Consider the following 12,112-nt stretch of genomic DNA (forward strand, 5'->3'; position numbering starts at 1 on the left):
CTCCTTGGGGCGTTTGTCGGCCAATTTTGCCTCGTCAATGACAGCCACCGCCAGGCGGGTTAGCCTGTCAGACATTCCTTTTTTAACCACCCAATCAACTCATTTTTAATCAATAAAAACACAATGAAAAAGCACAGTATGAATGACCTTCTGGTAACCTCATTGCTGGTCGGGAATTGTAAACCCGATCAACTCAACGAGGTAAACCCGTCAACCGCTATACATAAATCCCCTGCCCCGGCAGGGGCCTGAAATGAAGTGCAAACCCAACACATCCTTCTTCTTATTAAACGCAGTTAAACGATGAAACCTAATCTACATTATTTAACCAAAAATCACCCAGGCCCTCTGACTCGCCTGGTCTGGACCGTTAGCCTACTGCTGATGGCTGGAAGTTTGGTGAAGGCTCAACTACCCAAACAGTGGGACAAGACCCTGGGGGGCTCCGGGAGTGAGACAGCCGCTTTGGTAGTGGCTACGAGCGATGGGGGTTACCTGCTGGCTGGCTATTCAAATTCGCCGAATGATGGCGATAAAACGGCCCCCAATATGGGTGATTATGATGCCTGGTTGGTCAAAGTGGATGTCAATGGCAACAAACAATGGGATCATACCTACGGTGGCTCCGGCTATGATCGCTTAAGTTCGGTGTTAGCCACGGCCGATGGTGGTTTTTTACTCGGAGGGGGCACTAGTTCCACGCCAGAAGGCGACTGGGATTACTGGCTGGTCAAAGTGGATGCCACGGGCACCAAACAGTGGGAGCATACCTTCGGTGGCACCGGGACAGACGAGATCACCTCAATGGTGGTCACGACCGATGGGAGTTACCTGCTGGCAGGTGTCTCGGAATCTCCAGTCGGTCGGGATAAAACCGCCCCAAACATGGGGTTTGTTGATTATTGGATCGTTAAAGTGGATGTCAATGGCAATAAACAGTGGGATAAAGCCTTTGGTAGTTCCATCTGGGATGCGTTGTCTTCAGTAGTAGCCACGGCCGATGGCGGCTATCTACTGGCAGGTCACTCGAATTCACCGGTCGGTGGCGACAAAACAGAAGCTAAAGGCAACTATGATTACTGGATTGTTAAAGTAGATGCCATGGGCAACAAACAGTGGGATAAAGCCTTCGGCAGTTCCAGGCGGGAAGGGTTAGCCTCAGCAATCGCGACGAGCGATGGGGGTTACCTGTTGGCAGGTCATTCGGATTCCCCGGCTGGTGGCGATAAAACCGACCCCAATATCAGGAATTACGATTACTGGTTGGTCAAAGTGAATGCAGACGGCAGTAAACAGTGGGATAAAACCTTCGGTGGATCCGGGGTGGATAGAATATCCTCAGCAATCGCGACGAGCGATGGGGGTTACCTGCTGGCTGGCTATTCAATTTCGCCGAATGATGGCGATAAAATCGCCCCCAATAAAGGTGAGTTTGATTACTGGCTGGTCAAAGTGGATGCCAACGGTAGTAAACAATGGGAGCAGACCTTGGGGAGCTCCGGATTTGACCAATACCCTTCAATGATCGCTACGGGCGCTGGGAATTATTTGTTGTTAGGTAGTTCGAATTCACCGGCTGGTCAGGATAAAACGGACCCAAACAAAGGTGATTTTGATTACTGGCTGGTCAAACTTGGTTGTGTTTCTCCAGTCGTTGAGATCACCCCGTCAATCGGTCAACTCAGTTGTAGCACTCCCACGGTGACCCTGACCGCCACCTCCATTCCGGGCGCCAGTTATGCTTTCAGCACTGGGGCTGCTCAGATCAACGATGGCAACACCGCTACGGTCACCCAGGCCGGTACATATTCCGTAACGGTCACTACATCGAGTGGCTGTTCGGCGACGGCCATTGTAACGGTAACGGGTAGCACGACGCCCCCTACGGCCAGCCTAACTGTCAGCGGAGTCATTAGCTGCGTTAATCCAACGGTGACGCTGACAGCGCCGGTTACTGCCGGGGCTAGCTATGTCTTCAGTACTGGGGCTACTCAGATCAATGGTGGTAACACGGCTACTGTTACGCAAGCCGGTACGTATTCCGTAGTGGTCACTTCGTTCAACGGTTGTTCGGCTACGGCTTCGATGACCGTTAGTGGCAGTTGTAGCCCACCTGCACTCGGGATCAGTGTGCTGCACCTGGATAACGACAACAAACAACTCACCAACAACAGTATCCGGCCCTATTTACAACTGGCCAACGAAGGGACCACGCCTATTGCATACCAGGATATTACGGTTCGCTACTGGCTGACCGTGGAGGACTTCTCGCCCCTGAATAGCAATTTGGTCATTGACTGGGCCCAATTGGGCACGGGTAAGGTCAAAATGAAGTATGTCGAACTGTCTCAACCACGTCAGGGAGCCCTGGGCTACATCGAGTACAGCTTCGACAACTCGACGGGTAGCCTGGCCGGGGGTACCAACTCGGGACCCATCCAATCCCGCATCGGCAAGAACGACTGGACGCCCTTCAACGAATCCGATGACTATTCCTATGCGGGCACGACCAACTACACCAAAAACAACCGCATCACTGCTTATCTGGCTGGCCAACTCGTTTGGGGCACCGAACCCACGCTGGTAGACCCAGTTCAAAGCCTGAAGGTGTATGCCGATAGTAAGAGCAGTGCTACCACTAATAGTATCAGTACATATGTACAACTACGCAACGAAGGTAATGTGCCCGTTTCCTACCCGAAGTTAACCGTACGCTACTGGCTGACGGCCGAGGGGTCGTCACCCCTGAACATCTATCTGGATTATGCCCAGTTAGGTACCAGTAACCTAAAAGGCAAGCTGGTCAGACTGACCACGCCAGTGCCGGGTGCCGATAGTTACCTGGAGCTAAGTTTCGTGCCCGCTTTAGGTAATCTGTATCCCCTGAGCGGCACCGGCAACATCCAATACCGAATTGCCAAGTCGGATTGGAGCAACTTCAACCAAAGTAATGACCATTCCTACCAACCCAGTGGTCTGATGGCTCCCAATCCCAAAATGACAGTGTATCTGGATGGAGCACTGGTGTATGGCACCGAACCTTCGGCACCCAATGCGCGTCTGGCCTCAGCCGAAGAGTCTTCCGAGCTGAAGGTGGTAGTATTGGGTAATCCCATCCCGGGCAATGAAGTAGAACTGGAAGTGGGGGGCGCGGCTGGTCAGCCTATACGGCTGCTGTTGACTGACCTTCAGGGGCATATCGTAGCGGAGAAACAGGTCATGGGCCGAGAGGCTATCGAACGGCATCAGCTTTCGGTAGCTGGCCAGTCGGCAGGCATACTGCTCTTACGGGTCAGTACGCCTTCACGGTGGCAGACAGTCAAAGTCCTGAAAGCTAACTAAGGCTCTGAATCACAACGGGTAGAGCTGCCCGTGTTTCTACCCGTTGTGGATGTGCTACGCTTAAATCTAATAAAATGCCCGCAGCATTGAGAATAGGTTTTGGTCGATTGCCTACGCTTGACTGTGTGCGGGGGCTGGCCTTACTGGGCATGCTGGTGATGAACAGTCCGCTCAATTCGGTAGTTGCCTTCCTTCACCCGGAGCAGGTCTATCCAATCCAAGTGGATCAGGCGGGCAGCTACGCGATGATCCAATTTTTCCTCCACTTGTTTGTCGACGGCCCGTTTGTGAACCTCTTCAGCTTCGGGTTTGGCATAGGCGTTTACCTGATGGGTGAACATGTGAAGCGGGAGGGGCTGGATACGGACCGGATTCTCAAACGTGGGCTATGGGTGCTTTTTGGGTTTGGCTTAGTTCACGGCGTTGTGGGCGGGTTGGGCGATCTTCTTCACGTGTATGCCCTGCTGGGCTTTAGCCTGCTCTATTTCCGTAGCCAATCGGTTGCATTGCTGCTGAGGTGGATAGTTGGCTTGATACTGTTCGTGCTGCTGGTTCAGACGCTGCAGGCCATCGTCTTTCCAGTCGGCCCACCGGTGCTGGCTATCCGTCAGGCCAAGCCTGAAGATATGGTGAGGCAATTGGTCCAGACCTGGCAGCATACATCGATCAGGGCGATCATGGGGCTACAACCCTGGGGGCTGGTCATGCGCCATCGGCTGGCCCTGGAGCCGTGCCTGAATTCGTATGCCCAGCAGGAAATCATGTTACTGCTGGGCCTGGTGGTAGGCAAGTGGCGATTGCTGCATCGCCTGGCCGAGCTACGGGTTCAATTATCGTTACTGCTTTTGCTGGCCTTCCCCGTCAGCCTGATTCTAAAAGGGCTGGCTTGCCTGCCGATTGTGGGCGTGCACCTGCTGGATCAGCGGGCTTTTGACGCGTTGTTGTTCGCACTGGCCGACTTTCTGGGTACCCTGTTGTTGACCGGTATTTATTTGCTTGAACTGGGGCTTAATCTACCTCCTGTGCCCACCCGCTTTTGGGCTTGGATTGGGAATGTTGGTCAGATGTGGCTGACCAATTATCTACTGCAAACGCTGCTGTGTATGCTGTTTTTTTATGCCTATGGCGGGGGGCTTCCGGAACGGTTGACGCTGTTGGAATCGCTGTTGTCGGTGGTGGGCATATATGGGTTTCAGGTTTGGTTTAGCACCTGGTGGCTGAGCGGCCACCCAAAGGGGCCCATGGAGGCTCTATGGCGGAATTTGGTTTACAACATGGGCTCAGTTGACGGAGATTCGTCTGTTTCTGATGAACATCGGCAAAACACTAAATAATAATTTTTAGGGGACACTTAAGAAGGCCAGTTAGTAGGGTAGCACCTTGAATGAATGCTACTAATTGGGGTTAGGAATTATTGAATTGCCTACGTAGTCAAATGTTCGATTTGATTGACTTTAGTTCAGAAAAATGTCCGAATTCTTAAACTGGTGATTGTTTCGGTACGGCTGAGTGCTAAGCCATAAACTGTGCAAATAGGCAACTAAAGTTGAAAAAGTTCTGTTAATTTTATGAAAAATTTCAGCACTATGGCAACGCGCACTTCATCCGGGTGGGGCTTCCCTACTAATGACCTAATCCTGCAGGCTCGCCAGAAGCTCTCCCGAGCCCGCATTGATCAAGTGGCCCTGTTAGCGGGATTGACCAAAAAAGAGATGGCTCAGATACTAGGCGTTACCGAGCGCAATCTCTATAACCAGCATCCAGGTAATTTGTCAGTACCCCTGTCGGAACGATTGCTGATTCTGGAGAAACTCTTGGAGCATGGTTTAGCTGTGTTTGATGGTCAGCAGGCCCCCTTCCAGGATTGGTTGCGCACGCCCTTGGCCGAACTGGCCACACCTGAGGTTGGCTTCCCAGGTCCTACCGCGACCTATACGCCTAAACCCATTGACCAAATGGGCACTAAACAGGGGCCGGTTAGTCTATCGGCGGCTGCTTCAAGCCGTCGTCAACGGGTAGCTCGAGCGCCCAAAGAGCCGGGCCGTTCTTTTCCAACGCCTTTATCCTTGTTGGATACCATCACCGGGTGTAAACTGGTTGATAACGTCTTTATTCGTATTGAAGCTGGTGTGTTCAGTTAAGTGAACGTCTATCGCATCCTCAAAGAGCCTTACTGGGATGATCCCTTGTCGGTCATCGGAGCTGAGATCGCCGGCGGGCGGTGGAACTCACCAGGACGAGGCATTCTTTATACGGCTACCACTCCTGAGTTAGCGTTATTGGAAACATTAGTGCACTTTCCTAAAGTCATCTATGAGCAATTACCGCGGCTACGGGTGTTCACTTTGGAAGTGCCCGATGGCGAGGTTCGCTGGATCTATGCCAACCTGTTGCCTGATGAGTGGGCCGAGCCCACGGCTTTACCCTTGACGCAAACTATCTTCGCCGAGTGGCTACAGCAACCGGCTGATCTGGGTTTAGGCGTGCCTTCGGCTGTGGTAGACATCTCCTACAATGTGTTACTGCACCCTCAACATAGCCTTTACCAAACCATTCATATCATCGATGCACAGGAACTGATGCTTGATCGCCGGTTGTGGAACATACCCAATCCCTGAATCGATCATGTGGTTGCTTTGCTACAAAGTATTGTACCGAAAGATTGCCCCATTTCATCAGTACAGTGTACTGATGAAATCATATTGAGTGGCTCCAAACTCAACACTTACCTTACACATGGCCATGTATGGGGTGAGTTCTTACTATATTGCTGTAATCACCCTTTAAATCCCCTAACCGCAGCCGGTTGGAAGAAAAATTACTTATACAGGTAGGTCACCCCAAAGGCTCCAGCTCAGGTGACGGCTAAGCCCCGAATGTAGTACTCCAACGTATCGCCCGCCCCACGTAAATCAACCAGCAAATCCTTCCCTTGCCAGGTGATAGGATCAACGCCGTTAATGGTGTTGTTAAGCATACTCATTTCGGGGCCACCCCGAAAGGCACTCATGATGTTGACCTTCACTTTGGGGGTGATTACCTGGCCTTCGACGGTGAAGAGCGTATCAAAATTAATTCGCACGGTCTTAGTTTTTAACTGTGAAAAAGCAGACAATATGTACCAGCGCTTAAATGTTTTGGTTCGTTGGTAACTGACTACGCCTCAAACTGAGTACTTGTATCAGATCAAGTATCGACACGCATACCCCTGTGTTCGGCTTATTTTTTGCCCACGAATTACGGCTTCAAGCGGGTGTGATTGGGCTCTGGAATGATCAATAGGCGTGGCTCGGGAGTAGGCTCTAAGTTACTTATTGACCTATAGACAACTAGTAATAACTTTATTGCCAAGGCCTAAGTAGAAACGGGTGGTAGCTTAAGCTCGGGTATACAAACTACCAGCGAGCCTACTTCGACGCGGGTAACGACGTCAGGTACCGGCCAGCCTCAACGTACGCCCGCATCAGGTGCCGGTACAAATAAACTCGGTTGCGGCCAATGAAGAAAGCCTGTTCGTTTTTGTGAGGACAAATAAAGAAGAGACCATTGGCAAAGTGACCTGAGCCAACCCCACTAAAATAATTAAGAGTTGGTGTAACAAACAATTGACTTCGTTGAGCAGGTGTGATGGCCCCAACCACATGGGCTGATTGACGCATGATATCCAGCAGGGTAGTGATGTCCTGCGTGTCCTGCTGGGTACTCACTTCATCAGTAAAAGAAATTCGCCGACCGGCCAGCGAAGCCTGACGTACTAAATCGCTCACCGCCCCAATCAACTTAATCCAGCCAAATTGACTCTGGCGGGTGAAGGGCCTAGCTGGGTTGAACACTTTAGATTTGAATAAGTGCGCTAGCTGAACCAGCTGATCGGTCAGTTCAGATTTCGTCCAAACGGCATCGGGGTAGTAGGTCATGATCATGAACGACATTTAACTGCCGATAAATAACCACTCAGTAGGAGCGGGTGCTATCTTAACTGTGCAGCGGGTAAAAGGATTATTGTTCAGGGCATTATTTTCAAGTTGGTCATGAAAAATAAATAAAGCGTTTTCGTCGCTGCGATGTTACACTGGGAAACAATTGATCATGGCCAGACCGGATAAGAACAACAAGACGAACAAGAACGGCAAGAAAGAGGCTACCAAGCCTGCCAAAATCGCTGGCCAGACAGTACTACCTAGATACGTCCGCAGCGATTCAGCTGTCGCCCCTTTAAATTTGTCGCCCCAGGCGAAGAAAGGTCGTAAGTAATTAACTATTGAGCACTGACCCGTGCGCGTGGGCTCACAGGTAGTGCCCAACGCATTAACCTCCCTCAGAAAACAGGCACAGTCGTTGCAGCAACCAGCGTAACTGCCTTCTTCTTTTTTCGGTCGCGGTTATCTTTTTTTGTTTAGAGTAGTGGAGAGCTCAAAGGCGAGCTTACGTATACCTACTGATACTAGATACATCCCCCCAGTTGAATAGCTCGGTGTCACCCCGCTCGGCTGAACCGAGGATCCGGCCACCGCGATCAGGACAAGCTCATCTATACATTCTTCTTTTGCTTATGATTCATTCGCCATATCGCTCAATCCCAGACACTTCCGATTTCCGTTACTGGGAGTTGAAGGTGGTCTCCAACGCTTTACGCAGTACTACCTTTGTTCCCCGCGACAAGGCCCTGCATCAGCAGCTCAAGCAAGCCGCCTGGGTTATCATTCAGGCATCCCTGCCTAAGAAGCGGCGCAAAGGTTAGTAGTAACCACCTTCATCAAGTTTCCGTCAAGAAAAGCCCACCTTTCTCAAATAGCCTTATATACTGAACATTCGGGGTATGGCTTAGGCTTCGGTAAAAGGCATGTACGGATCACTACAGGTTAACCCTTCAACAAGGTGATAGGATGACGGACCATCAGCTAGCCGGTTTAGCCCTGGAATTGAGTCGACATAACTCCCGACTCGTTACTAGCCTGGGGGCGAGTCCTACTTGGCTAACGGCAGACGTCGATGGCACCCGGTTGACCGAATGGACACTACTGGATGTGTTGACTGGCTACGGACTGCCGTCCCAACAGATTGTCTTTCAGTACGCAGATCAGGCGTATGGGCTGGCCCTCCCCGGCCGCTACTGGGCCACATTTCATCAATAGGCAAGGGTAACGGTCCCTAGCCAACTAATCATAGGGAGATAGTACCCTTCCTGGCTGGTTTACGCTGCGTTCAAACACTATCCGTTTGATTGCCAATCGTGTTCTAAAATTGTAACCTCTGGCTGATCACTACCGGTTGTTCCGGCAGGAGCGACCTGGTCACCGGCAACAACCATGACCCAAGAGCAGTACGGTTGTTCTCATTGGTTCGAATACAAGGCGACTGAAACGAAACGTGAACCATACCATACTATTACGCCACAAACCAAACGGCATACGACCAGGTGTTCACGGAACCTCTTTGCCTTAATTAAGCCGGTACATTGTCTTTCTTTCATCATTCTTTAAAACGGTAATTTTCGTGGACAACCCTACACCAAATGAGCAATACGTTGCGGATTGCCGTACCATTCGACGTCATTTAGATGAAAAGGGAGCTTCCCTTTTGGTAATTAATCGAAAAAACCCGAACCACATTTTAGTTACTGTCGGATATGCCAATGATAACAAGGCTTTAACCCACCGGTTCGACCGCAATCGAGTTGTATGCACTACGTTTGGCAACGAACTCGAACGAGTTGAGTGTGCTATAGATGAACTGACAATTTACCGAAGTTTGTAGCCCCCATTAGCTTTTTCTACACGCATAAATAAGCCCTAAATTATTTTAACGTGATCAATGTATTGTCTCACAGGCTATTGCGGGGTGATTTATTGCATGAACTTACTCATGCGTCAACAATATGCTTTTAGCTCCTCTGCGAAGAATTCATACTCAGGGGGTACAAAAAATTTGCCTCTTGAATTAACGCTCATGGCCGTGTCTTAGGCTCCAATGTGTTGGACAAGTTTTCCAAAAGTAGCAGTACCCCAAACTGGCTTCGTTTTATCCCATAGGCTTTTAGAATTGCTTGGTAATGCGACTGGCATTATTGATGATAACTCATGAAAATAAACTACTTCCTGGTCATCATTGATTGCTGTCCCTAATGCTCATCCACATTCCTCTTGTGTGTTTATCAGGGCGCTAATCGCAAGCGCTTTCACTTCAGGCCGGCTGACCAACAATTGGCTTTCTTGGACAAGTTTCTCTTGACCAGCTCGTATGGGTAACTCAACTGGGCATTAATAGAAGCGCCAAGGATTATGTAGTGGTCGATTTCCCAGCAGAAAGCAAACTAATTCGGTTAGTCATTTGGTAAAGTGTAATGCATGGAGTCCAGTAAGTAGCGAACCTTCTTTAATTTAAAATATGATAATTCGTAAATTACTTGAGTCTTATTTGATACTTGAATTTTTAAGTAAGTAGGTGCAGCTAAAAAAGGCCTTGCGACCGGATTACTAACAAAACACGGCCAAATCCAGTAAGCTATACAAGCTATATAGGGAGGTAGATGGTAAAGGTGGCGCCTTGGCCGGGTCGACTAGTAGCCGAAATAGCCCCGCCATGATTGGTCACTATTTTTTCGCAGATAGCCAGGCCAATCCCCGTGCCCGCAAACTCGTTTCTGCTATGCAGCCGCTGGAAGACCTGAAAGATGCGGTCCAAGTACTTCTCTTCGAAGCCAATGCCGTTATCCACTATATCGATGCGGTGATAGGCAATAGCTTCCCAGCTAAGTTTAAGGCCCTCGGGTAAGTGATCGGCCGCCAACCAGCTAGCTTTGACGGCAATGTGGGGAGCCACCCCAGGCCGACGAAATTTAAGCGCATTGCTCAACAAGTTTTGGAAAAGTAGATTCAGTTGAGCCGGGTCGCCCTGAACCACCGGCAACGGCCCGATGCTTAGGATAGCATCAGTTTCTTCAATGGCATGGTCTAAGTCGCTCAAGGCCAAACCGACAATGTCTGATAAAGATACCCAGTCACTGGTGTCGCGCATAGTTGCAATTCGGGAAAAGGAAAGCAAATCCCGAATCAATGTGGACATCCAGCTTGCGGCCAGCTGCATCCGGTTGAGTAAATCAAGGCCCGTACCTAACTCATCGGAATAAGTTGTTTTAAGTAGGTCCGCAAAGGACTGAATTTTGCGGAGCGGCTCCTGCAAATCGTGGCTGGCGATAAAGGCAAACTTTTGCAGGTTTTCATTGGAGCGAACCAGTAAGCTGTTTAACTCCGTTAACTCCTGATTTGATTTGGTTAGTTCGTAATTAGCCGCTTTTAATTCTTGGGTACGGAGTTGAACCTGCTGGTCCAACTCAACCGACAAGGTTCGATAGCGCGTTTCACTTTCCTCAATTTTTCGGCGGGCCAGCACCTGTTGAGTAACGTCGCTACAAACGACAAGAATTTCTGAAACATGCCCCCAAACATTGCGTTGGGGCTGATACATCAGATCTACATAAATCATTTCTGACTGCTCATGACGCATAAGACTTACGGCCACTTCATGGGCCGTGTAGGAAATGCCCGAGGCAATCACTCGGTTTAATAACTGGTCAAATCCCTGTCCAATCAATTCAGGAAGCACCTCAAACAGGGGTTGGCCTATCAACTGATCACGCGAACGGCCCACCAATTCCTGGTAGAAGGCATTAGCCATCCGAAAAATAAACTTGTCACTACTAATGATAGCAATGCCGACGGGTGATTGTTCAAAAGAAGCCATCAATTTGGCCTGGCTTTCTTCTATCTTTTGGCGGCTCAATACCTGTTCGGTCACTTCGCTACAAACGACCGTTACACCGGTAATGTGATCTACACGCGTATCCGGATTGGCTTCGAAAAAAGGTTCGTAAACAAAGTCGATGTAGGTTCGCTCTAGCTGCCCATTACGCTCTAAATCAACCCAAAGTTCGTTGGCCACAAACCGCTTTCCAGTGGTAAAAACATCCGTCAATAAGGCTTCAAAGCCCTGGCCGCTGGCCTCCGGTAAAGCATCGAATAGGGGCTTGTTGATTACTTGCTCCCTGGTTCTACCCCAGTAGCTGAGTACACTCTCATTGGCTAAAGTAATTACAAACTCAGGGCCATAAAATAGGGCCATTGCCACGGGTGCGTGTTGAATGAGGGTATCAAACAGGCGATCCTTAAGGGCTTGATCGAAGGAAAGGTACTCGCTGGTCATAACTCAATGGGATTTATCAGGAAAGGTATTCATTTGGCAGTTAATTCACTGGCCTTTATAGATTTACTTGTCCTAATTCCGGCGGATCACCACTACTGGACCGATTTCCTGAACGGGTTGCTGCAAGATGGGCTTGCATTCCTGTTCTATAAATGCGTTAAGTTGATTGGTTAGGGGCTTATAAAACGATCGTACATTAAGTCGCCAATCCAGACTTACGCTAACTTTCTTGTCCAATAACCCATGGGGCCATGACTCCGGTATTCCAATTTGTCCGCGTAGCAGGTCTACCGATTTGCCCACCAACAAGTTTAGTGACGAATCAGATACTTACAACAGTCTCGCTGCCTTAAGCCATTCAGCCAACCGCCTGTAGAAGTACGCTATCTGTTCTAGAGTATGTGGACAATTATTTTGCACAATGATGCGACGGTATGAAATTGTCTTAGCCCCCTGAAGAGTTGGACAAAATTGTAAAAACAATTAAGTCCTTTTAACTTCAGAAATGATGAGCAAAACCAGACGAACGTTCACCCCCGAGGACCGCTATTCCATCGTCCAGGAGTCA

At 49.6% G+C, this 12,112-nt stretch carries 8 protein-coding genes; 5 read left to right on the forward strand and 3 right to left on the reverse strand.

Annotated features, from left to right (window positions below; translation table 11 throughout):
• Window positions 1-303 precede the first annotated feature (303 nt).
• From DYU11_RS25715 to DYU11_RS25730, 4 genes are all read left to right on the forward strand, one after another.
• Entirely contained in the window at window positions 304-3,342 is a 3,039-nt protein-coding gene (locus DYU11_RS25715; protein WP_119670594.1) for a cellulose binding domain-containing protein, read from the forward strand.
• A gap of 74 nt (window positions 3,343-3,416) precedes the next feature.
• Entirely contained in the window at window positions 3,417-4,676 is a 1,260-nt protein-coding gene (locus DYU11_RS25720) for a DUF418 domain-containing protein (RefSeq protein ID WP_119670595.1), read from the forward strand.
• Between the two features lie 234 nt (window positions 4,677-4,910).
• Complete coding sequence (locus DYU11_RS25725; RefSeq protein ID WP_229366039.1) at window positions 4,911-5,483, forward strand: hypothetical protein; 573 nt, start codon at window positions 4,911-4,913, stop codon at window positions 5,481-5,483.
• On the forward strand, window positions 5,484-5,960 hold the full coding sequence (locus DYU11_RS25730; RefSeq protein ID WP_119670596.1) for an RES family NAD+ phosphorylase: 477 nt from the start codon (window positions 5,484-5,486) through the stop codon (window positions 5,958-5,960).
• A 236-nt stretch (window positions 5,961-6,196) separates the two neighbouring features.
• Here DYU11_RS25730 and DYU11_RS25735 read toward each other — a convergent pair whose 3' ends face one another.
• Window positions 6,197-6,424: a hypothetical protein gene (locus DYU11_RS25735; RefSeq protein WP_119670597.1), complete on the reverse strand. Its 228-nt coding sequence runs from the start codon at window positions 6,422-6,424 to the stop codon at window positions 6,197-6,199.
• Between the two features lie 325 nt (window positions 6,425-6,749).
• Entirely contained in the window at window positions 6,750-7,265 is a 516-nt protein-coding gene (locus DYU11_RS25740; protein ID WP_158600363.1) for a hypothetical protein, read from the reverse strand.
• 963 nt (window positions 7,266-8,228) lie between these two features.
• Between DYU11_RS25740 and DYU11_RS25750 the strand changes: the two genes are divergently transcribed.
• Window positions 8,229-8,477: a hypothetical protein gene (locus tag DYU11_RS25750; protein WP_119670600.1), complete on the forward strand. Its 249-nt coding sequence runs from the start codon at window positions 8,229-8,231 to the stop codon at window positions 8,475-8,477.
• Window positions 8,478-9,855: 1,378 nt separating this feature from the next.
• On the opposite strand, the gene DYU11_RS25755 is transcribed toward DYU11_RS25750, so the two are convergent.
• Complete coding sequence (locus DYU11_RS25755; protein WP_119670601.1) at window positions 9,856-11,544, reverse strand: PAS domain-containing sensor histidine kinase; 1,689 nt, start codon at window positions 11,542-11,544, stop codon at window positions 9,856-9,858.
• Window positions 11,545-12,112: the final 568 nt, after the last annotated feature.

The organism is Fibrisoma montanum (assembly GCF_003583365.1).
GTDB classification, from domain to species: domain Bacteria; phylum Bacteroidota; class Bacteroidia; order Cytophagales; family Spirosomataceae; genus Fibrisoma; species Fibrisoma montanum.